Genomic DNA, 20488 nt, shown 5'->3' on the forward strand with positions numbered 1-20488 from the left:
ACCCGCCTAAAAGGTGAAACTGCTTAGCCAATCGGCAAAGCGCTGCATGAAACCGTCAAGCATTGTGGGTGCTGCGACCACCAGCACAAACAGCCCCGCGCCGATCAGGACAGGCGTTGCGACGAAAAAAACCGGTAGGGCCGGCATCATCCTGTTTGCCAGCCCCATGCCAAGGTTCAGAACAAGTCCCATGACGTGAAATGGCACAGTCAGGGCGAAGCCTATGTAAAAACTCGCCGCAACCGCTTTGATTGCCTGCCCTGCCAGATCACCGGGCATTATCTGACCAGGTGGAAATACGCTGTAACTCATCATCAAGGCGTCGATCATCAGGTGGTGCAGATCGGTAGCAAAAATAAGCGCTACGCCCGCCATCATCAGGGCATCCGCGATCATGGTAGAGCCTTGAAACGCCCCGGTTTCGGGCGCAAACGCATTGGAAAGCCCGGATACCAGACCAATCTGGTAACCCGAAAACTGCAAGGCTGACATGACAATGCGGGCCACCGTGCCAATCCAGACACCCAGCGTGATCTCTATTGCAAGGATTGGTAACAGCATCTGCGGACTGTCCAGAAGCTGCGCATCGACCGGGGTTGCGGGCGCAAGCGCGGCCGAAAGGGCAAGCGCCAGAAGCAGTCGAAACCGCAGGGCAATCATCCGCTCACCAAAACCCGGAATGAATGCAAGCGCACTTCCCATCCGCGCGAAAACCAGCGCGACCGCCAGAAACTGCGAGGTCAGAAAGGTGTCCAGTTCCACCCTAGCCGCCAATCGTGGCGACAGTGCGAAGGGACGCCTTTCGGTGGATTTCATTATGAGAAATGACCGGCGTCATCGGGCTGACACGCTCTATCATAGACCGGACAAAGCTGCGCACTTCGGGGCTGACCATCAACGCGGGCCATTCGTCAGCCTGCGCGAACCGCTGAAGCTCCTTGCGCGCCTCCAGAACAAATTCCTGGACACGCTGGGGCGACATCAGAAAGTTCCGCTCATCCCCATTCACGCGCACAGCTGCGTTGAATTCACTCTCCCATGCGGGGGACATGGTGATAACGGACACAAAGCCCGCCTGATCAGCCATAGCCTGACATATCTGGTTCGATAGCCGCCGCCGCACATGTTCGGTGATCGTGACAACATTGGCGCTGTTGCGGCTTGCCTCAGCGATTGCCTCGACAATCAGCGGAAGATTTCGGATCGAGACCCGTTCCGTCAGTAGCGCCTGCAAGACATGCTGAACAAGGATCGCAGGCGCGCTGGTCGAGATTTCGCCAACCAGTTTCTGATATTCCCGCGCAAGCCCGTCAATCAGCGTCTGCGTTGCACCATAGCTTAGCAGTTCGGGCATGTGCTGCTTGATCACTTCGGTCAGGTGGGTGGTCACCACGCTTTCGGGATCGACAACCGTGCAGCCAAGGGTTTCTGCCTCGGATGCGCACTCGGCATCGACCCAGATCGCCTCTAGGCCGAAAGTCGGGTCAGTCGTGCGTGCGCCCGGCAGGTCCATCGGTGCATCGCCGGGGTTCAGGACCATCATCTGGCGGGGGCGCACTTCGCCGCGCGCAGCCTGCACGCCCTGAACCAGAATGGCATAGCCGTTTGACGGCAGCGAAGGTTCATCCTTGATCCGCACCGCAGGCAACACAAAGCCGAAGTCGCGGGCAAAAAGCTGGCGCAGGCTTTTAATCTTGCCGGGCAGCGCGGCTTCAGGGCTACTGATCAGGGGCACAAGTGCAGTTCCCAGTTCCAACCGCAGGTCATCCAGACGCAAAGTCTCGGTGATGTCATCACGGCTGGTTTCTGCGGCAGCGGCTTCAGCGTCCTTTGTCGCGCGTATCTCCGCGCCAGCGGCGGCAATACCCTGCCGTTGCATGAACAGCCCCATACCCGCCAGCATCACAGCCATCGCAAGGAACACGCCAAACGGAAATCCGGGCAGAAATCCGATACCCAGCAACAGGCCAGCCGCCATATAGAGGGCTTTGGGAAAGCGGCCCAACTGTTGCAGCACCGCCTCGTTCGCGGCCCCGACGGTGCCGCCCTTGGTCACGATCAGGCCCGCCGCCAGCGACACGATCAGTGCGGGGATCTGCGTCACCAACCCGTCGCCAATGGTCAGCACGGTATAGGCATTTGCTGCGGCACCCACCCCCATACCATGTTGAATGACCCCGATCAGAATACCGCCAATTACGTTGATCAGCGTGATGATGATGCCCGCAACCGCATCACCGCGCACAAATTTGGATGCACCGTCCATCGCGCCGAAGAAGCCGCTTTCATCTTCCAGTTCCTTGCGGCGCCTGCGCGCCTCTGCCTCGTCGATCAGCCCTGCGCCAAGGTCTGCGTCAACCGCCATCTGCTTGCCCGGCATGGCATCCAGCGAAAACCGCGCAGACACTTCTGCAATCCGCGTAGAGCCTTTGGTGATGACAACAAAATTGATCACGACAAGGATTGTGAAAACCACCAGCCCGATGACGAAATTGCCGGACACAATAAAACGCGAGAACCCCTCGATCACACCACCCGCAGCCCCCGGCCCAGTGTGCCCTTCGCTAAGGATCAGGCGCGTAGAGGCCACGTTGAGCGACAGACGCAACATCGTCACCACCAAAAGAAGCGTTGGAAAGCTGTTGAATTCCAGTGGTCGCGGTATCCACAACGCGACCATCAAAATCAGCACCGAAAGCGATAGCGACACGGCCAGCCCGAAATCCAGTATCACTGGCGGCAATGGCACAAACAGCATTCCAAGAACCAGTGTCACGCCAATCGCGAAAGCAATATCGCGATTGGCAAAGCCAAAGGCGACCATACGATCGTTTCGTTCCTGTCGGGAAGGAGAGAATGCCATTCTGCGCTCCGTCAGAAATGTTGCTGGAACTGGGGCAGGACCGGTTCCAGCCGTTCGCGGCTATAGATTCCGTAGGCACCGCCCGCATCGCCCGGTTGCGTGGACCAATAGCCGTGGTCCCAAGGCGTCGCTTGGGGGGCGGGCGGATCATAGGATGAATGTTGTGCATGTGCTTGCGGCGCCACCGGCGGTCGCGACTGCGTTGACGCAACCGCGCCAGCGGCAGTGTGAAACACGTCAATACGGTCATTGGCAACCGCGACATTGCGCCGAAGCGACGCAAGATAGATCGCCGCAAGATCCGGGGTGCGCGAATGATAGGCCCCCGCCGCGCGCATCCAGTCACCCGTTTCGGCATATAGGCCGCGCAGAAAACGTGCGGCATAATCCACATTGATGGCCGGATCAAAGCCCTGTTCCAGGTTTGCAAACGCATTGGGATGCCAGCGCAGGTTTATCTGCATGCAACCGACATCAATCGACTGTACACCGCTTTGCTGCCGTTCACGCACCCAGGTCATCGCGGCCTCACGGGTGTCAAACAAACGCCCCTCACCTGCGGCATTCACCGCCCAGGGCCAGACGGTCAGCCGCCCGCCGCGCGATGTGCCTGCCTCTTGCAGGCCGATCCCAAGCAGCAGATTGTTGGGAATGCCGTAACGCTGCTGGGCGCGAAGAATTTCCGCGATGCATTTCCCGAAGGGGTCGTTGGGGGTAACAGATGGCAGGACAGCGGGTCGGGACATGCCTGCGGGCTCTGGCCTCGCGCTATTGGCAAGGGGGCGGCGCGTTGGCTGCGCAGGGTGCATTCCTGTTCGATCCGGCAGCGCGGCGGCTCTGCGTGAGGTTTCAGGGGGAGCGCTATAGTAGAAGTCTGACCAATCCGCAGTTGCCACAGATGTGCTGCCACCACAGCAAAGCGTCAGCGCAGTTGCGAAAGTGACGGCCCTGCGCATCACATCGCCCCGCTTGAGATCAAATCGAAAACCCTGTCCGAAAGCCGTCGCAGCGTCGCATAGATAAACGGGCTTGCGGCCAGAAGCCCCAGAAATATCATTACAATCTTGGGCACAAAGGTCAGCGTCATTTCCTGAATCTGCGTCAAAGCCTGAAAGAACGCGATGACAAGACCCACACCCAAGGCCAACGCCAGAATAGGCCCAGAGCCCAGCAGCACAGTGATAAACATCTCGGACAGGATCGCGTAGGTATCTGTGGCATCCATCCCGCGCGATTCCTCTTGTTCCTGTTGCGCTGCGCAACCAGCCCGCCAAGACCCTTCCAGCAGATCGGGCAAACCAACTCATGCGCGTTCTGGCCCAGCGCGCCAATCATGTCGCACGCGTCAAATCGGCATGCGCAGCACTTCCTGATACGCTTCCACAAACTTGTCGCGCAGTGCGACCACGGTTTTTACGGTTGATTCAAGCGCCAGCGTTGCCTCGACCACTTCTTGCCGTCCGATCTCGCCGCGCAGGCCCTGCTGCGCCGCCATATCCCCTTCGCGAATCGTTGCGATCGCATCCTGAGAGGCGTTGCGCACCAGCTCGCTGAAACTTCCGGCTTCTGGTCTGGGCGCCGCAGGAAGCGCGGCCCCGCTTAAGCCTTGCGCGTTGCGATAGGCATCGCGCACACCGTTCGCAACAAAGGACATTGAAGAATTCTCGATCATCTGCGGTCCTTATCGAAGCAGGTCCAGGATCTGCCCACGCATCTGGCGACCTGCCTCGAACATGTTCAGATTGGCTTCATAGCTGCGCGATGCTTCGCGCATGTTGCTCATCTCAAGCAGCGGGTTGACGTTGGCTGTCTTTACATAACCCATCGCATCGGCTGCCGGATGCGATGGGTCATATTCGCGTCCGAATGGCGCAAGATCACGGCCCAACTCACTTATACGGACCATTGAAGCACCGCTGTTGCGGTCCACCATTTCCTCAAAGGCCAGCGTCTTGCGTTGATAGGGGTCCGCACCGGGCCGCGTTCCGGTCGAGCCTGCGTTGGCGACGTTTTCGGCAACAACCTTCAACCGCTCGCCCTGCGCACGCATACCGCTGGCCGCGACCTTCCCGATAGAGCTTAAGGGATCCATCCAGCGCCCTCCTTACCGTTGACCAACAACAGCAAGGGTCAGCAGCTGATGCCCCTTGCCATAAAGAAGCGTTGCAAGCTGATGAGTGCCACTAAGCTCACTGGATCTAAGCGTCTGCTGTTCCAGCACGACCGAATTGCCGCTTATGCTTGTTTCCCAAGCTGCATCGTCGGTTGAAACGCGCACGCCCCCGGCATGCCCTCCGCCCGTGATATGTGCGCTATGCGTGGCTTTGACCCCGCCATGCCGCGCACCGTCAACAAGCTCCGCAAAGGGGCTGATATCGCGCGCCTTGAAACCGGGGGTGTCGGCATTGGCGATATTCTCGGCCACCACCTGCTGCCCTGCTGAAACCCACTGCATCCGCTGCGATGCGAGCTGGAAGAAAGACATGGAGTTTAGTTTCATTTCGGTTTCCTTTTAAGGATAAACATGAAATAACATGAACAAAACTTCCTGACTAGTGGATTTATACATGAACACTATATTTTCTGGTCTGTCAGGGGCAGCAAGACATATCGAGGGCGCGCGCATTGCGGGCAGGGTCAGCGGCGTGCTGGGCCTGACCCTAACGGCCCAAGGTGTAGAGCGTGCGCTGGGAATCGGCGCGCGCTGTATTGTTCAGGGTGCGCGCGGCCCTGTTCTTGGTGAAGTTGTCGCAGTCGATGCGCGGGGCGTCCATGTGTTGCCTTTCGGAACATGGGACGGCGTCGTGGTGGGTGATCTTGTCGAAAGCAGCCCGCGCGGCGATATCGTGCGCCCTGACAAAGGGTGGATTGGTCGTGTGATGGACGCGCTCGCCAACCCCATAGACGGGCGCGGCCCGCTGCATGAAGGCACAGTCGCGCGCCCGATAAAACGTGCGCCGCCGCCACCGTTTGACCGCCGCCGCGTCGGCGCGCGCATTGATACAGGTATAAAGGCGCTAGATATTTTCACCCCCCTGTGCCGTGGCCAGCGTATGGGGGTTTTCGCCGGATCAGGGGTCGGAAAATCGTCACTGATGGCGATGCTGGCGCAGGGGGCAGATGCTGATGTTATTGTCGTCGGTCTGGTAGGCGAGCGTGGTCGCGAAGTGCGGGATTTCATCGAAAGTGACCTTGGTCCCGAGGCAATGACACGTTGTGTCTTGGTCGTTTCAACCGGGAATGAGCCGCCCTTGATGCGCCGTCAGGCTGCGTGGACCGCGACCGCAGTTGCCGAGCATTTCCGCGATGCTGGCCTTCAGGTGCTGCTGCTGATCGACAGCGTCACACGTTTCGCCATGGCGCAGCGTGAAATCGGGCTGGCAGCAGGTGAACCACCCACCGCCAAGGGGTATCCGCCGACCGTGTTTGCCGAACTGCCGCGACTTCTGGAACGCACCGGACCGGGCACCGAACAAGCTGGCGATATAACCGGTATCTATACTGTGCTTGTCGATGGCGATGACATGAACGACCCCATCGCGGATACAGTTCGCGGAATTCTGGACGGGCATGTAGTTCTTGACCGCCAGATCGCAGAACGTGGCCGCTTTCCGGCGATCCACCTGCTAAAAAGTGTGTCCAGAATGCTGCCTGACTGCCATGCAAGCGCTGAATACGCGGTTCTTGCCGCTGCGCGCCGTTTGCTTGCCAAATACTCTGACATGGAAGAGTTGATCCGCATGGGCGCCTATAAAGCGGGGGGCGACCCCGATATTGATGCTGCAATCCGGTTTGCCGACCCCGCAGAAAACTTTCTGTGCCAAAGAAAGCATGAACAGATGCCAGCGGATCAATCCTTTGCTGAACTTTACAAGCTGTTGGGCGAAGCGGGCGTAGAGGTTCCGCTGACGGGTTGAAACCGCGACGTTGATCCTTGTCACCACCAAGACGCATGGGCATTGATGATTGAAGTTGGTGAAAATCACAAACCTGAGGAACCATACTTACGGATATCCGCCCGCGCGGCGGGTGTTATTGGTCTCGCCAAACTGTCTGAGGGCCGGTATCATTGATGCTTCGCGCATGGCCGTATTGATATGAGAAGGGGACAACGGGACACCGGATGCAAATTCGAGAACTGGAAGCCTTTCGCGCCATTCTGGAAACCGGCACCGTGTCCCAGGCGGCACGCAGCCTTGGCGTCAGCCAGCCTGCCGTCAGCCGGATGCTCAGTCGTCTGGAGCGGGATGTGGGTTTCGAATTGTTCCACCGGATCAACGGGCGACTTGTGGCAACCCGTCCGGCGCTGGCGCTAAGCAAGGACATCTTCGGCACCCTTGAAAACATAGAGAACCTGCGCAAGATCACCCATGCACTGCGAGAGGGGCGCATGGGCGAGGTCAAGCTGGGCTGCGCACCAAGCCTGGTCAACCGCCTCGTGCCAAGTGCGCTGGAACGCTTTTTGCAGGACATGCCCGACACCCGCGTTATTGTCGAGCCGCGCCCCAGCAAGATCGTTGTTGATATGCTGACCAGCCACCAGTTGGAACTGGGGCTTCTGTTTCTGCCCATTGAGCACCCCGGGCTGGACATTACGCCGATACGGCCCTTCTCTACTGTGTGCGTGCTGCACGAGGATCATCCGCTCGCCCGTCATCAGACGTTGTCGCCGCAGGAACTGACACGCGAGCGGTTGGTTCTGCTTGCGCGCTCGGACCCGGCGCGCTTTGCCATCGATCACGCGTTTCGCAATGCCCGCAAGGCGCAGCGCATCGCCGCCGAGACACCGAACGTCACACTGGCGGTCAACCTTGCTGCACGAAACCTTGGCATTGCAATCGTCAACGAGTTGATGGCCCGCGACGCGGCCCCAAGCGGCACAGTAATCGTGCCTTTCCGACCCGAGCTGGTTCACCAGATGGCCCTGATGCGACCTGCGAACCTGACACTCAGCGCCGAGGCCGCGCGCCTGTCCGAGTGCCTTCAGGACGTGGTTGAAAGCGTTCCCCTCGATTGAAGTTGCACCGCTTCGGGCATGGTTCCATGCATGGCGGTAATAGTCTTGTGCGCTTTGGCGCAACCATGACAGCTTGGCGGAAACAAGGACCGCCAAGATGCCTGAAGCTTTCGTCATGACCAGCATGAATGACACTCCGGACCCGTCCGAACCGATGTCGGGTGCGGTGCTGAACGTGCGCGACCTTGCGGTCCATTATAAGACCGATGATGGCACGGTGCCCGCCGTGAACGGCGTTTCGTTCGATCTTATGCCAGGTGAAACCTATGCCATCGTCGGCGAATCCGGCAGCGGCAAATCAACTGTTGCGCTGGCGCTGCTGGCGTTGGCGCCTGTCGTCGGGGGGGGCGTCCGTCTGGCCGGACGCGACATCGCGGCAATGGGCCGGACCGAGTTGCGCCGCCTGCGCGGGCGCGAAATCGCGATGATTTTTCAGGAGCCGATGACCTCTCTCAACCCTGTGCTGACGCTGGGGTACCAGTTGGTCGAAACCATTCGCCTGCATCAGCCGCTGGACAAGTCGGCAGCGCGGCAGCGCGCAGCCGAGATGCTGGCAAAGGTCGGCATTTCCGATCCTGCGCGGCGGCTGGACCAGCACCCGCACGAATTGTCCGGTGGCATGCGTCAACGCGTGATGATTGCCATGGCCCTGTCGTGCAACCCCCGCGTTCTGGTCGCGGACGAGCCGACGACCGCGCTGGATGTGACAGTGCAGGCGCAGATCCTGTCGCTGCTGGATCAACTGCGCGCGGAACTGGGGACCGCAATCCTTCTGATCACGCATGACATTGGCGTGGTCGCCGAAACCGCAGACCGGATCGGTGTCATGTATGCGGGCCAACTGATCGAACAGGCCACTGCACGCGACCTGTTTGAAACGCCGCTGCACCCCTACACGCGCGGGCTTCTGGCATCTGTGCCAAGGGTTGATCTGCCGCCAGCAGGCGGGCCGCTGGCGGCACTGGCCGGCACCCCGCCACGGCCCGGAAACGCGCCCCCCGGCTGCCCCTTCCGACCGCGTTGCGCCGATGCGATGGAGCATTGCACAACAATGCCCCCCGAAGTGTTGCGCGGCCGCCATTCTGTAAGGTGCTGGCTTCATGCACGCTGAAACCGACAACGCCATGCTTTTGAAAGTCGAGGGACTGAGTCAGCGCTTCGCAGTCGCGCACGATGTTTTGGGGCGTCCGTCACAATGGCTGGATGCGGTTGATCGCGTCAGCCTCGATCTGCGCCGCGGCGAAACGCTGGGCATCGTTGGTGAATCCGGTTGCGGCAAGTCGACGCTCGCGCGCTCGATCCTGCATTTGACGCCGCCTGCATCGGGGCGCGTGGTCTTCGACGGGGTCGATCTGGGCACGGCAGACACGGCCACCCTGCGCCGGATGCGCGGGCGCATGCAGGTTGTTATGCAAGACCCGTTCAGCGCGCTGAACCCGCGCCGCAGTATCGGCTCCAGCATTGGCGATGGCATTGTCGGGCGGGGGCGCCGCAAGCGCGTCCGTGACTTGCTGGAAAAGGTGGGGCTGTCGGGCGACGATTATGGCCGCTTCCCGAACGAGTTCTCTGGCGGTCAGCGCCAGCGCATCTGCATCGCCCGCGCGCTTGGCCCCGGCCCCGAACTTCTGGTCGCCGACGAGGCAGTTTCAGCCCTTGATGTCTCGGTTCAGGCACAGATCCTTAATCTTCTGGCGGGGCTGCGACAGGATTTCGGACTGAGCTTTTTGTTCATCTCGCACAACCTGTCGGTGGTGCGTGCGTTTTGCGACCGTGTTGCGGTCATGTATCTGGGGCGCATCGTTGAAACCGGCCCGACCGAACAGATATTCAATGACCCCGTCCACCCCTATACCCGCGCGCTGATTGCCGCTGTGCCAATTCCGGTGCCCGGCCGCGCGAATGGCGCGCGTGTCGAACTTCTGCCGGGCGATGTGCCAAGCCCGCTTGACCCGCCCAGCGGCTGCCGTTTCCGCACGCGCTGCCCGCATGCCAACGCGGGCTGCGCCGCGACCGCGCCGCCACTTGCCCCGATCGCTTCCGGACGCGAAGTCGCCTGCCTGCGCGTGCCTGTCCTGCGGCGCGGGCCGGTCTGGACCACCCCAACTGCCCCAGAGGCCGCTTCATGCTGAAATTTGTCATCCGTCGCCTGTTGCAGCTGATTCCGGTGCTGCTGATCCTGTCAATTCTGGTCTTCTCGCTGGTCCATATGGTGCCCGGCAGTCCGATTGATGTGCTTATGGGCGACGGGCGCGACCCGGTGGTGGAAGCTGCGTTAATGGCACGCTATGGTCTGGATCAGCCCCTGCCCGTGCAATACTGGACCTGGCTTACCAATCTGCTGCGCGGGGATTTCGGTGTGTCGATTTATTCGCGCGAACCGATCCTGAACATGATCATGGCGCGGTTTCCCAACACATTGCTTCTGGCCTTCGCCAGTGCCATCGTCGCGCTGGTCATCAGCCTTCCTGCGGGCATCATTGCCGCACTCTATCAGAACCGTCTGCCGGATTTCGGCGCAATGGGCATCGCCCTTGCCGGTATCTCGATCCCGAATTTCTGGTTCGGTATCCTTCTGGTGCTGTTCTTCTCGCAATATCTTGGCTGGTTGCCGTCCATGGGCTACGTCAGCCCCGCTGACGATTTTGGCGCGGCAATGCGGCACCTGATCCTGCCTGCAATCACGTTGGGCACCGCAATGGCCGCGAACCTGACGCGCCTGATCCGCGCCGAGGTCATCGAACAGCTTAGTCAGGATTATGTGCGCACCGCCCGCGCCAAGGGTCTGGGCGAACGGATGATCGTCGGCGTGCATGTCCTGAAGAATGCAATGATCCCGACCGTCACCATCATCGGCATTCAGTTCGGTGGCCTGCTCGAAGGTGCTGTGCTGACAGAAGTGATCTTCGCATGGCCCGGCATCGGACGCCTTGCCGTCGATGCGGTCTATGAGCGGGACTACGCGCTGATTCAGGGCGTGGTTCTGATAGCGGCGGTTGTCTACGTGCTGATCAACCTGCTTGTCGACGTAAGCTACCGCTACCTCGACCCGCGCGTGAAGCTCAGCTGACAAGAAAAGAACCAATAACCAACCAAGGAGGGAATACAATGAAACGAACAGGATTGCTTACCGCCACGGCGCTGTGCGTCACACTCGCCAGTGGCGCGCTTTGGGCTGACGAGCCACGTCGCGGCGGCACGCTGACCATCGGTGTCAGTTCCACCACCGTGACGAATGGCATTGATCCCCATGTGATCCTTGGCGACAACACCGTCTGGGCACTTAGCCAGATTGGCGAAGGGCTTTTGCATTTTGACGCCAACATGAACATCGTGCCATGGCTGGCCCACAGCTATTCGATTTCGGATGACGGGCTTGTCTATACATTCGAGCTGGAACAGGGCGTGAAGTTCCACAATGGCCGCGAAATGGTCGCCGAGGACGTGAAATTCAGTCTTGAACGTATTCTGGACCCCGAAACCGGATCGCGCCGGCGCCAGAATCTGGAAATCATCGACCGCATCGAAGTTGTCGACGACCAGACGGTCGAGGTGCATCTGCAAAGCGCCTTCGCGCCATTCCTGGCCAATATGGTTGGCGTATGGGCAGCTGTTATCCCGTCCGAGAGTGTGAACGATGACGGGACAATCACCCATCCGGTCGGGACTGGCCCGTTCCGGTTCAACAACTATGACATGGGCGAGAACCTGACCCTTGACCGGTTTGACGATTACTGGCGCGACGATGTGCCTTTTGTTGATAGCGTCGTCATGACGCCTGTCAGTGACGATGCCGCGCGCATGGTCGCGCTGCGCACAGGTGCCGTTGATCTGATCACGTCGGTTCCCGCACAGCTACTGCCCAGCCTGATGGCGAATGAAGACCGCGGGTTTGAACTCTTGATCTCGCCGGGGACCAGCTGGCGCATGGCCTCGATGAACACGACCCGTGCGCCCTTTGATGATGTGCGCGTGCGGCAGGCTGTCGATCTGGCGCTTGATCGCGAAGAACTGATGCTGGCGCGCACCTTCGGTTTCGGACATGTCGACAACCAGATATGGGACGAAGGCAGTGTCTGGCGGATGGAAGCCACCCTGCCCCAGCGCGACCTTGACCGCGTAAGCGAACTTCTGGAAGAAGCCGGCCATGGTGACGGGCTGGACATCACGATCGAGGCGCGCTCGCTCTATCTCGACGATGCCCAGCTTGTGCAAAGTCAACTGAATGAGGCAGGATTCAACGCCTCTATTGTTGTGTCGGACTGGGCGGCGCTGGCCGAACGGATGCGGTCGAACAACTTCGACATGGTCGTTGCTGCGGCGGGTTGGTACGCAGACCCTGATGGCCGCTACGCACGCTTCTATACGCCCGAAGGTCCGGCAAATTTCTACGCTGGCGGCTATGACAATCCGGAAGTGACCGAACTTCTGGACGAGGCGCGGCGTCTGAATGACAATGACCAGCGCCGCGCACTCTACCAGCAGGTGTTCGACATCCTGCAGCAGGACGTGCCGAACCCGATCCTGTATTTCGCCCCGAACACCATGGCCTGGAGCCATGACGTGCGCGACTTCCGCACTGACCGGCAGGGCGGCTTCTCGAACGCGGAAACCGGCTTGAAGTATGTCTGGCTCGACCGCTGAGTCCTTCCGGGGGACGGCTTGCCGCCCCCCGTACCTATTTGATGCAACCTTTGATCGAGACCGGCCCTGAATGTCACTTAGTCCAGAACTTCGAACCCTCCTGCGGCGGATGTGGCGCAGCAAGCTGGCCATGATCGGGCTGGTACTGGTCGGCTTCGTCATCGCCTTCTCACTTCTTCTGCCGCTTTTGCTGCCGTTCGATCCGGTCCAGATGAACGTGCGCAACGCATTGCAGCCACCGGGCGGCGCGCATCTGTTGGGCACCGATCACTTCGGGCGCGATCTTCTGACGCGGCTGGCGTATGGCGGCATCATCTCGCTTCAGGTGGGCTTTGCGGTGACGATCCTCTCGGTCGTTGTCGGGGTGGGGCTGGGCGCGCTGTCGGGGTTCGTTGGCGGCGCGACTGACACGGTTATCATGCGCCTGATGGATGCGCTTATGGCCTTTCCGGGCCTGCTGCTGGCGATTGCGCTTGTCGCGGTCTTCGGGGGCACGATGGGCGCCATCGTTCTGGCACTGACGATTGTGGGTGTGCCCCGTTTTGCCCGTGTGGTGCGCGCGACAGTCATGCAACGCAAGGAGGCTGACTATGTTCTGGCAGCGGTCGCCCTTGGCAAACGGCCATGGAAAATTCTTGTGCAAGATATCCTGCCGAACTGTTCGGGACCGATCATCGTTCAGGCAACACTCAAGTTTCCCGGCGCGATCCTTGGCGAGGCCGGCCTTAGCTTTCTTGGGCTTGGACTGCCGCCGCCCGCGCCGTCCTGGGGCCGGATGCTACAGGAATCACGCGCCTTCATGGAGGTGGCGCCGGGTGCCGCGATCCTGTCGGGGTTGGCAATATTCATAACGGTTCTGGGCTTCAACCTGCTGGGCGATGGTATTCGCGACATATTGGACCCAAGGGCCAAACATGCCCGCAGTTGAACGCTGTGCGGGTGACAATCTTTATGGAAGGACACCATGAACATGCGGGCGCAATGTGACGCGGGCGGCATCGTTTCGGCCGGAACCCCCTATGCAGCTGACGCTGGCGCGACGGTCCTGCGCAACGGCGGCACCGCCGCTGATGCAGCCGTTGCAACCGCGCTTGCGCTGGCGGTCAGCGATCCGGCAAATTGCAGTTTTTTCGGGCGCGGGCAATTCCTGTGGCGCGATTCCGAGGGGCGCGTGGACGCGGTGGATGGCACCACCATCGTGCCGCTGGCGGTGACCAAAGCCTCTGTCGAGGGGTTTTCCGGCGCTGCGATCCCCGGCCTGCCGCAGGCGCTGGCGGCACTGCACGCCCGTCATGGACGCCTGCCCCTTGCGCAAGTTGTCGAACCCGCGATCCGGCTGGCAGAGGCGGGCTTCACCCCGACCCAGAAATTGCGCAACGTCTGGGCAGGTCGGCTGGACGCACTTTCACGTCATCCGGCTGCATCAAGCTATTTATGTGAGAACGGACGCGTGCCCGCGCATTTCACACACCCCCGTCTGGCTGCCCTGTTGCGTGATTTCGCGCGCCTTGGCGGTGATGTGCTGACACATCAAGGGCGGGCCAAGGCGCTGGCAGGCGATATTCGCGCGCAGGGCGGGTGGTGGCACCCCCGCGACCTGACCGCCAGCGCCGCCCGCGACGGAGAGGTGATTACCGGACGTTTCCGCGATTGCGAGGTGACATCCATCGGTCGACAGGGCTGGGGTCATACACTGATCCAGATGCTTGCGATACTGGACGCGCTGCCGCGCTTCGGCCCTCAAATGACACCGGACGAAGCCCGCAGGCTTGTGCTGGTCATTCGCCGCGCCCTGACAGACCGGCCACAGCATCTGGGCACACTGGAGCCGCGTCCGGAAGGCGTGGAGCTTGCGCGCCTGTCATCGGCAGCGCATGCCGCGCGCTGTGCCGATGCCATTGTGCAAGAGATGGCTGACCTGCCCCCGCCCATCGACCTGAACCCTGAAACACTGGCGACCCCGACCGCAACGCTGGATCAGGACACAACGCATGCTTCGGTGCTTGATGCACAGGGGAACTGCGTGTCTTTCACCTGCTCCATTGGGCCGCATTTCGGGCAGGCCGTGACCGACAGCACACATGGTGTGCTGCTGGCGCGCAGCTACCAGATGGAAACCCGCCCTGACCCCGGCGCGCGCGATGTCACCGAGATGTGCCCGACGGTTGTCACCCGTGACGGAAAACTACTGCTTGCTTTAGGTGCTGCGGGAAGTGAACGCATTCCGGGCGCGGTTATGCAAGTGATCGTCAATGTTGTTGACCGGAACCTCGCCCTTCCACAGGCAGTGGCCTTCCCGCGTGTGACCCTGAAAGGGTCCACGCCGCGTGCGCATCGACATGCAGGGGCAGCGGTTATCGGTGCGCTTCATGCATGGGGTACCCCGCCGGAACTGTCGGGCGACGGGCATGTCAACCATCTTGGGATCGTGCATGCCGTCGGAGTGTCGCCCGAAGGCGACCAAGTTGGTGCAGCCGATCCAGCTTGGGACGGGGCAGTGCGGCACGCATAAGGCGCGGCCACCGTTGCCAGCTGGGGGCAGTCCGCATGCCATGCCGGTTTAGCAGCCACGAAAAGAAAAGGGTTGCGACAAGGATCATCAAGGGCGAATGCGGGTTGCAGCTTGAACCTTGTGCATTAAAATGCCTGCTGGAAGTTAGGAACGCCACTTGCACGGCCTGCCGTGTTCCAGTGCCCCGGCATTGGCCGTGGCCGGATACCACCAACGCCGCGCAACAGGCAAAAAACCACAGAAAGAGCTTATGGAAACGTCACCATGGCGCGGTATTGCATTTAAGTGCCTGAGCGTGCTGCTGTTCATCATCATGGGCGCGCTGATCAAGGTGACCGGCGCAGCGGAGCAGCCGGTTCCGCCGGGCCAGCAGGTTTTCTTCCGGTCTGTCTTTGCCCTGCCGCTGATCTTCGGCTGGTTGCTGTTGCAAGGCAAAGGGCAACTGCGCAAAGGGTTACGGACGGACCGGCCCATTGGCCATTTCTTTCGCGGGATCATCGGGACGACCTCGATGGCGCTAAGTTTCTGGGCATTATCGCTGTTGCCACTGGCGGAAGTTACGGCGATCTTCTTCGCCGCGCCTTTGCTGATCGTGATTTTTGCAGGCATGTTTCTGGGCGAAGATGTGCGCCTGTTTCGCCTGTCGATGGTGGGACTTGGTTTGACAGGGGTGGTGATTGTCATGTCGCCGCAACTGACAGGTGCCGCTGTGTCCGACCATTTGCGTGTTCTGGGCGCGGTCGTGGCCCTTGGAAGTGCCGTCTTTTCCGCGCTGGCGCATATCTTCATCCGCAAGCTGTCGCAGACTGAATCCACCACATCGATTGTGTTCTGGTTTACGATAACGTCTGCATTGCTAAGTTTGCTGACAATCCCTTTTGGCTGGGTGATGCCGCAGGGCATGACGCTGGTGTTGCTGATCACAATCGGGCTGGTTGGCGGGTTGGGGCAGATTTGCCTGACATCGGCCTACCGGCATGCGGACGCGTCTGTCGTGGCACCGTTTGAATATAGCTCAATCCTTATCGCGGTTTTCATCGGCTGGAGTGTTTTCGGCGAAGTGCCAACCACAACCGTGATCGTCGGGGCAGCCGTCATTATGCTTGCAGGTATCCTGATCATCTGGCGAGAGCATAAACTGGGACTGGAGCGAAGCAAGGCGCGCAAATCCTCCAGCTTGCAAGGATAGGCGCAATACTGGCGGGCGGCGTGATTGAACAACCGCCCCACCAAACCCGCGCTGGTGTGACACGCGTGAACCAAGCCAGCGAACCACCCCGTGCTTAACTGGCTGGCCCCATCAATGCCTTGGCCACACGGTCACGCGCGCCGGACAAATCGCCGATGCGGGTCACACCCTTGCGCAGCAGATCCTGACGTTCAGCGCCGCGGTTTTGCCTGTTGATCGCCTCGGTCGCGGTTTCAACCACTTCATGCGGGCGCAGAACGACAATGCCGCTTTCATCCGCCAGAATCGCATCACCGGGCAGAACGACAGTCCCGCCGCAGGAAACCGGAATATTCAGCGCCCCGCCGATATTGGCCATGCGCGTGGTAATGGGCGAAATGCCCCGCGACCACAGCGGCAGGCCGGCCTCAATAATCTCCGAAGGGTCCGTGCAAGGGCCGTCTACAATGACCCCCGCAACGCCTGCGGCCAGCGCGGCCAATGCGACCCCCCCGCCGATACAGGCGAAGCGCTGGTCCTGCAGCCGGTCGATAACCAGAATATCGCCCGCGCGCATGTCCGACAGCGCATAATGCAACATGGACGAATCCAATGACGGCAGCGCCAGTGTTACCGCCGTCCCGCAAATCCGCTGGCGGGGGTGAAGGGGGCGCAGCGCGACATCCATGAACCCGATATGACGAAAATGTCCGATGGTCGCGGTTTCTGCCTGTGCCAGCAGGTCCAGATCGGCCTGCGGTAGCTGCGGGGGCATTTCATGTGCGGTATACATACCGGTTCCTTGTTTCTGATAGTGGGGTCATGCGATCTGGCGACCGCGCAATGTGGGGTCCAGCCGGTCGCGCAGCCAGTCCCCCACCAGCGAGATGGACAGCGCCAGCAGGAAGATCAGCGTGCCGGGCAGCAGTGTCAGCCACCATGCGTTCAGCAACCTGTCGCGCCCCTCGCTCATGATCTGGCCAAGGCTTGTCATGGGGGGCTGAACCCCAAGCCCCAGAAAACTAAGCGCGGTTTCCAGCAGAATTGTCAGTGGCAGGTTCACCGTGAACTGCACCAGTATGACATTGAACACATTGGGCAGGATATGGCGCAGGTAAATGCGCGCAGCCCCTGCCCCAAGAACCCGCTGCGCGGTAACATAGCCTTGGGTTTTGGCCGACAGCGTGGCCGCGCGCACCAGCCGCGCATAGGCTTCCCAGCCGGTGAACCCGATCAGCAGCACCAGAAGGGTGAAACTGTTGTCAAACATCGCCAGAACGAACAGCGCCACCACAATGATGGGCAGGGACAACTGCACATCCACCGCGGTCATGATGGCAGCTTCGGTATAGCCGCGGCGCGCGGCCGCAATCAGCCCCAGCAACGACCCGAATATGGTGCCGATCAGCGTGCCCACAACAGCCACCAGAAGCGTGATCTGCGCCCCCACTGCCAGCCGCGCGACCAGATCACGCCCGCGCGCGTCCGTTCCCAGAATATAATCGGACCCGCTGCCGAACAGGCCGGGGGCTTCCAGCCGGTGCATCAGGGCGGTTTCGCGGAAACCGTATGGGGTCAGCCATGTGCCAAACAGGGCAAACAGCACGAACAACAGCAAAAACCCCATCGACAAGCGCACAACAAAGGGAATGCGCGCGGCTGATAATGCAGTTTGCTCAGTCATTTTTGCCCCCTCTCATGCGTGGGTCAAGCGCCAGATACAGCAGGTCAACCAGCAGGTTGGTTACGGTCATGACCAGCGCAATCATCAACACGATGAATTGCAGCACCGCGATATCGCGGGTTTCCACTGACCGGATCAGCAACTGCCCCACACCCGGCCAGCTGAACACCTGTTCGGTCACCACGGCACCCGCAACAATCCCCCCAAGGCTAAGGCCCAGCATCGTGACCACGGGAATGGCCGCATTGGGGGCGGCATGGCGCAGCAACCGGCGCCTGAAGGGCACGCCGCGCGCGGCAAGCGCTGTCATGAAGGGTTTGTTCAGCGTTTCCAGCAAGGATGATCGCGTGAACCGTGCAAAAGACCCCATTGTGGCCAGTCCCAATGTCGCCGCCGGTGCCAGCAACTGGCCCAGACTGCGCGTGGCCCCCGACCCGCCGAAATAGACCCCGAACACCAAGGCCCCCGTCAGCACCACCAACAGCCCGAAAAAGAAATTCGGCATTGCAAAGGCAAAGACCGAAAAGGACATCACCAGCCGGTCAATGGCTGAATTATGCCGCAACGCTGCGATAGTGCCCAGTGTCATGCCCAGCGCCACAGAAATGCCCAAGGCCGTCAATCCCAGCAGCAATGTTGCAGGCAGCCTGTCCATGAACAGCGACGGCGCACTGCGTCCGGTATGGATGGAATAGCCGAAATTCCCCTGAAACATGCCGCCGATATAGGCCATGTATTGTGTCCATAGCGGTTGGTCCAACCCCAGACGCTGGCGGTATTCCTCGATCACGGCGGGGGGTGCATCTGGCGGGGCCAGTGCCACGGCGGGGTCGCCCGACAGGCGGATGAACAAGAAAACCAGCGTCACAGCCACCAGAAGCGTGATGATCGCGCGCAAGGTCTTGAACAGGATAATGCGTGTCATGGGGTCACCCCGCCCGTGCTTGTGGCTGCTTGCCCAGCCGGTGCCAGCACCCCGGACAGGGCAAAATTCTGCCTGTCAGGCATCGCGTCCAGCAAGTGGCGCGTATATTCGGCGCTCGGGGCGTCGAATATACGCGCCATCGGCCCTTGTTCGACGATGCCACCCGCGCGCATGACCGTAACATCGTCACAAATGGCACTTGCCACGCGCAAATCATGGGTAACAAACAGAATGGCAAATCCCAGCCGGTCCTGAAGGTCACGGAACAGGGCCAGTATCTGCGCCTGAATGGACACATCCAGCGCGGAAACCGCTTCATCCGCGATCAGGATTTCGGGTTCGGGCGCAAGGGCGCGCGCAATACAGATCCTCTGGCGCTGCCCGCCGGAAAATTCATGCGGATAGCGGGCATAGGCTGCGGGCGTCAAACCGACCAGTTCAAGAAGCTCGCGCGCACGGGCGCGCGCATCGCTGCGTCCGGCGCCGTGAATTTGCGCGGCTTCGGCTATGGTGTCACCGATGCGCTGGCGGGGGTTCAGTGCGGTATAGGGGTCTTGCAGCACAATCTGGATACGCTGCCGGATGCTGCGGGGCAATGTGCCGCCCCATTGCGCGGTATCCTGCCCGTCAATATGCACACTGCCACTGTCAAAACGCTCCAGATGCAGCAAACACCGCACGAAAGAGGATTTTCCAGACCCGCTTTCGCCGACAATGCCATGCGTCTGCCCGCGCCGTAATTGCAACGATACATCGCGCACGGCCTGCACACGGGTATGGCCCAACAAACCGGCGGGTTTATGATAGGTCAGGGAAATGTCGCGCGCTTCCAGCACAACCGGCGGGGCAGCGGGGCAAGGCACTGGCGCGGTTTGGGGCCTGCGTTGGGGCAGCGCACCCAGCAGCTTGCGGCTATAAGGGTGCTGCGGGTCCGAGAAAAAGGCGTCCCGGCTGCCCTGTTCCACGATGCGCCCGTGCTGCATAACGATGACATGATCGGCAATATCGGCGACCACGCCCAGATCATGGGTAATGAACAACAGCCCCGATCCTTGGGCTTGTTGCAACCCTTTCAGCAGCCGCAGGATTTCGGCTTGCGTGGTGACATCCAGTGCAGTGGTGGGTTCATCAGCAATGATCAGTTTGGGGTCATGGGCCAGCGCAATGGCTATGACAATGCGCTGCGCCTGCCCGCCTGACAACTCATGCGGATAGGATTTTGCAATGCGTTCCGGATCTGGCAGGCGCACGGCCTCCAGCAACTGATGCAGGCGCGCGCGACGCTGGGCGCGGTCACGCATGCCATGCACTGCCAGCACTTCGTCAATCTGTGCCCCCACACGCATGATCGGGTCCAGACTGGCAACCGGTTCCTGAAAAATCATGCCAATCTCGCGCCCGCGCAGGGTCTGCATGTGATGACCCTGATCCAGATCCAGCGCGCGACCACAGAATGTGACCTGCCCTGAATGGCGGGTCAGCGCCGGTGGCACCATGCCCATGATGGCCTGACCGGTGATCGATTTGCCCGACCCGCTTTCGCCGACCAGACAAACGCATTCCCCCGCCTGCACTGTCAGGGATATGTCCTGCACCGCAAAATCGCGGTCACTGCCATGGGGCAGCGCGATGCTAAGATCGCGCAGCCCAAGGACGGGGTGTCCTGCCTGTGTCATCG

General features: G+C 60.7%; 20 protein-coding genes. 9 read left to right on the forward strand and 11 right to left on the reverse strand.

The window, feature by feature from the left end:
* Window positions 1-6: 6 nt before the first annotated feature.
* From ACTIE1_RS04200 to ACTIE1_RS04230, 7 genes are all read right to left on the reverse strand, one after another.
* Entirely contained in the window at window positions 7-816 is an 810-nt protein-coding gene (locus tag ACTIE1_RS04200; protein WP_439561836.1) for a flagellar biosynthetic protein FliR, read from the reverse strand.
* Window positions 764-2863 (reverse strand): flagellar biosynthesis protein FlhA, encoded by a 2100-nt coding sequence (gene flhA / locus ACTIE1_RS04205; RefSeq protein WP_439561837.1) that lies wholly within the window; start codon window positions 2861-2863, stop codon window positions 764-766. Before flhA ends, ACTIE1_RS04200 begins: the two co-directional genes overlap by 53 nt.
* Before the next feature lie 11 nt (window positions 2864-2874).
* Complete coding sequence (locus ACTIE1_RS04210; RefSeq protein ID WP_439561838.1) at window positions 2875-3609, reverse strand: lytic transglycosylase domain-containing protein; 735 nt, start codon at window positions 3607-3609, stop codon at window positions 2875-2877.
* Window positions 3610-3818: 209 nt separating this feature from the next.
* Window positions 3819-4088 (reverse strand): flagellar biosynthetic protein FliQ, encoded by a 270-nt coding sequence (locus tag ACTIE1_RS04215; RefSeq protein WP_439561839.1) that lies wholly within the window; start codon window positions 4086-4088, stop codon window positions 3819-3821.
* A 120-nt stretch (window positions 4089-4208) separates the two neighbouring features.
* On the reverse strand, window positions 4209-4535 hold the full coding sequence (locus ACTIE1_RS04220) for a flagellar hook-basal body complex protein FliE (RefSeq protein WP_439561840.1): 327 nt from the start codon (window positions 4533-4535) through the stop codon (window positions 4209-4211).
* Window positions 4536-4544: 9 nt separating this feature from the next.
* Window positions 4545-4955: a flagellar basal body rod protein FlgC gene (flgC, locus tag ACTIE1_RS04225; RefSeq protein WP_439561841.1), complete on the reverse strand. Its 411-nt coding sequence runs from the start codon at window positions 4953-4955 to the stop codon at window positions 4545-4547.
* 12 nt (window positions 4956-4967) lie between these two features.
* The gene (locus ACTIE1_RS04230; RefSeq protein ID WP_439561842.1) at window positions 4968-5363 is read right to left on the reverse strand and encodes a flagellar basal body protein; all 396 of its coding nucleotides are present in this window, start codon (window positions 5361-5363) and stop codon (window positions 4968-4970) included.
* A gap of 67 nt (window positions 5364-5430) precedes the next feature.
* Here ACTIE1_RS04230 and ACTIE1_RS04235 point away from each other — a divergent pair, with 67 nt between their 5' ends.
* The 9 genes from ACTIE1_RS04235 (at window position 5431) to ACTIE1_RS04275 (ending at window position 16222) form a co-directional block, all read left to right on the forward strand.
* On the forward strand, window positions 5431-6780 hold the full coding sequence (locus tag ACTIE1_RS04235; RefSeq protein ID WP_439561843.1) for a FliI/YscN family ATPase: 1350 nt from the start codon (window positions 5431-5433) through the stop codon (window positions 6778-6780).
* Window positions 6781-6986: 206 nt separating this feature from the next.
* Window positions 6987-7880 (forward strand): LysR family transcriptional regulator, encoded by an 894-nt coding sequence (locus ACTIE1_RS04240; protein ID WP_439561844.1) that lies wholly within the window; start codon window positions 6987-6989, stop codon window positions 7878-7880.
* A gap of 97 nt (window positions 7881-7977) precedes the next feature.
* Window positions 7978-8991, forward strand: coding sequence for an ABC transporter ATP-binding protein (locus ACTIE1_RS04245; protein WP_439561845.1), 1014 nt, complete (start codon window positions 7978-7980; stop codon window positions 8989-8991).
* Window positions 8981-10009, forward strand: a complete 1029-nt coding sequence (locus ACTIE1_RS04250; protein WP_439563274.1) for an ABC transporter ATP-binding protein — start codon at window positions 8981-8983, stop codon at window positions 10007-10009. The genes ACTIE1_RS04245 and ACTIE1_RS04250 overlap by 11 nt, the downstream gene beginning before the upstream one ends.
* A complete protein-coding gene (gene nikB, locus ACTIE1_RS04255) occupies window positions 10003-10947 on the forward strand; it encodes a nickel ABC transporter permease (RefSeq protein ID WP_439561847.1) in 945 nt (314 codons plus the stop codon). Before ACTIE1_RS04250 ends, nikB begins: the two co-directional genes overlap by 7 nt.
* A gap of 38 nt (window positions 10948-10985) precedes the next feature.
* Entirely contained in the window at window positions 10986-12521 is a 1536-nt protein-coding gene (locus ACTIE1_RS04260; protein ID WP_439561848.1) for an ABC transporter substrate-binding protein, read from the forward strand.
* Window positions 12522-12630: 109 nt separating this feature from the next.
* Window positions 12631-13449, forward strand: coding sequence for an ABC transporter permease (locus ACTIE1_RS04265; RefSeq protein WP_439561888.1), 819 nt, complete (start codon window positions 12631-12633; stop codon window positions 13447-13449).
* Between the two features lie 36 nt (window positions 13450-13485).
* A complete protein-coding gene (locus ACTIE1_RS04270; protein WP_439563275.1) occupies window positions 13486-15033 on the forward strand; it encodes a gamma-glutamyltransferase in 1548 nt (515 codons plus the stop codon).
* A gap of 250 nt (window positions 15034-15283) precedes the next feature.
* Complete coding sequence (locus ACTIE1_RS04275) at window positions 15284-16222, forward strand: DMT family transporter (RefSeq protein ID WP_439561850.1); 939 nt, start codon at window positions 15284-15286, stop codon at window positions 16220-16222.
* A gap of 94 nt (window positions 16223-16316) precedes the next feature.
* On the opposite strand, the gene ACTIE1_RS04280 is transcribed toward ACTIE1_RS04275, so the two are convergent.
* The 4 genes from ACTIE1_RS04280 to ACTIE1_RS04295 are packed head-to-tail and all read right to left on the reverse strand — an operon-like array spanning window position 16317 to window position 20486.
* Window positions 16317-16994 carry an RraA family protein gene (locus tag ACTIE1_RS04280; protein ID WP_439561851.1) on the reverse strand — a complete coding sequence of 226 codons (678 nt, stop codon included), beginning with the start codon at window positions 16992-16994 and terminating at the stop codon, window positions 16317-16319.
* A gap of 27 nt (window positions 16995-17021) precedes the next feature.
* On the reverse strand, window positions 17022-17885 hold the full coding sequence (locus tag ACTIE1_RS04285) for an ABC transporter permease (RefSeq protein ID WP_439561852.1): 864 nt from the start codon (window positions 17883-17885) through the stop codon (window positions 17022-17024).
* Window positions 17878-18810 (reverse strand): ABC transporter permease, encoded by a 933-nt coding sequence (locus ACTIE1_RS04290; protein WP_439561853.1) that lies wholly within the window; start codon window positions 18808-18810, stop codon window positions 17878-17880. The genes ACTIE1_RS04285 and ACTIE1_RS04290 overlap by 8 nt, the downstream gene beginning before the upstream one ends.
* The gene (locus ACTIE1_RS04295; RefSeq protein WP_439561854.1) at window positions 18807-20486 is read right to left on the reverse strand and encodes a dipeptide ABC transporter ATP-binding protein; all 1680 of its coding nucleotides are present in this window, start codon (window positions 20484-20486) and stop codon (window positions 18807-18809) included. Before ACTIE1_RS04295 ends, ACTIE1_RS04290 begins: the two co-directional genes overlap by 4 nt.
* Window positions 20487-20488: the final 2 nt, after the last annotated feature.

Origin of the sequence: Roseinatronobacter sp., assembly GCF_051859525.1 — a bacterium.
GTDB lineage: Bacteria > Pseudomonadota > Alphaproteobacteria > Rhodobacterales > Rhodobacteraceae > Roseinatronobacter.

Bases quoted from the DNA above. Each gene is read 5' to 3' on its own strand.
- ACTIE1_RS04210 (WP_439561838.1), bottom strand. From the start codon at position 3,609: ATGTCCCGACCCGCTGTCCTGCCATCTGTTACCCCCAACGACCCCTTC.
- ACTIE1_RS04200 (WP_439561836.1), bottom strand. From the start codon at position 816: ATGAAATCCACCGAAAGGCGTCCCTTCGCACTGTCGCCACGATTGGCG.
- ACTIE1_RS04215 (WP_439561839.1), bottom strand. From the start codon at position 4,088: ATGGATGCCACAGATACCTACGCGATCCTGTCCGAGATGTTTATCACT.
- ACTIE1_RS04280 (WP_439561851.1), bottom strand. From the start codon at position 16,994: ATGTATACCGCACATGAAATGCCCCCGCAGCTACCGCAGGCCGATCTG.
- ACTIE1_RS04285 (WP_439561852.1), bottom strand. From the start codon at position 17,885: ATGACTGAGCAAACTGCATTATCAGCCGCGCGCATTCCCTTTGTTGTG.
- ACTIE1_RS04260 (WP_439561848.1), top strand. From the start codon at position 10,986: ATGAAACGAACAGGATTGCTTACCGCCACGGCGCTGTGCGTCACACTC.
- ACTIE1_RS04240 (WP_439561844.1), top strand. From the start codon at position 6,987: ATGCAAATTCGAGAACTGGAAGCCTTTCGCGCCATTCTGGAAACCGGC.
- ACTIE1_RS04295 (WP_439561854.1), bottom strand. From the start codon at position 20,486: ATGACACAGGCAGGACACCCCGTCCTTGGGCTGCGCGATCTTAGCATC.
- ACTIE1_RS04235 (WP_439561843.1), top strand. From the start codon at position 5,431: ATGAACACTATATTTTCTGGTCTGTCAGGGGCAGCAAGACATATCGAG.
- nikB (WP_439561847.1), top strand. From the start codon at position 10,003: ATGCTGAAATTTGTCATCCGTCGCCTGTTGCAGCTGATTCCGGTGCTG.
- ACTIE1_RS04265 (WP_439561888.1), top strand. From the start codon at position 12,631: ATGTGGCGCAGCAAGCTGGCCATGATCGGGCTGGTACTGGTCGGCTTC.
- flgC (WP_439561841.1), bottom strand. From the start codon at position 4,955: ATGGATCCCTTAAGCTCTATCGGGAAGGTCGCGGCCAGCGGTATGCGT.
- ACTIE1_RS04220 (WP_439561840.1), bottom strand. From the start codon at position 4,535: ATGATCGAGAATTCTTCAATGTCCTTTGTTGCGAACGGTGTGCGCGAT.
- ACTIE1_RS04275 (WP_439561850.1), top strand. From the start codon at position 15,284: ATGGAAACGTCACCATGGCGCGGTATTGCATTTAAGTGCCTGAGCGTG.
- flhA (WP_439561837.1), bottom strand. From the start codon at position 2,863: ATGGCATTCTCTCCTTCCCGACAGGAACGAAACGATCGTATGGTCGCC.
- ACTIE1_RS04290 (WP_439561853.1), bottom strand. From the start codon at position 18,810: ATGACACGCATTATCCTGTTCAAGACCTTGCGCGCGATCATCACGCTT.
- ACTIE1_RS04250 (WP_439563274.1), top strand. From the start codon at position 8,981: ATGCACGCTGAAACCGACAACGCCATGCTTTTGAAAGTCGAGGGACTG.
- ACTIE1_RS04230 (WP_439561842.1), bottom strand. From the start codon at position 5,363: ATGAAACTAAACTCCATGTCTTTCTTCCAGCTCGCATCGCAGCGGATG.
- ACTIE1_RS04245 (WP_439561845.1), top strand. From the start codon at position 7,978: ATGCCTGAAGCTTTCGTCATGACCAGCATGAATGACACTCCGGACCCG.
- ACTIE1_RS04270 (WP_439563275.1), top strand. From the start codon at position 13,486: ATGAACATGCGGGCGCAATGTGACGCGGGCGGCATCGTTTCGGCCGGA.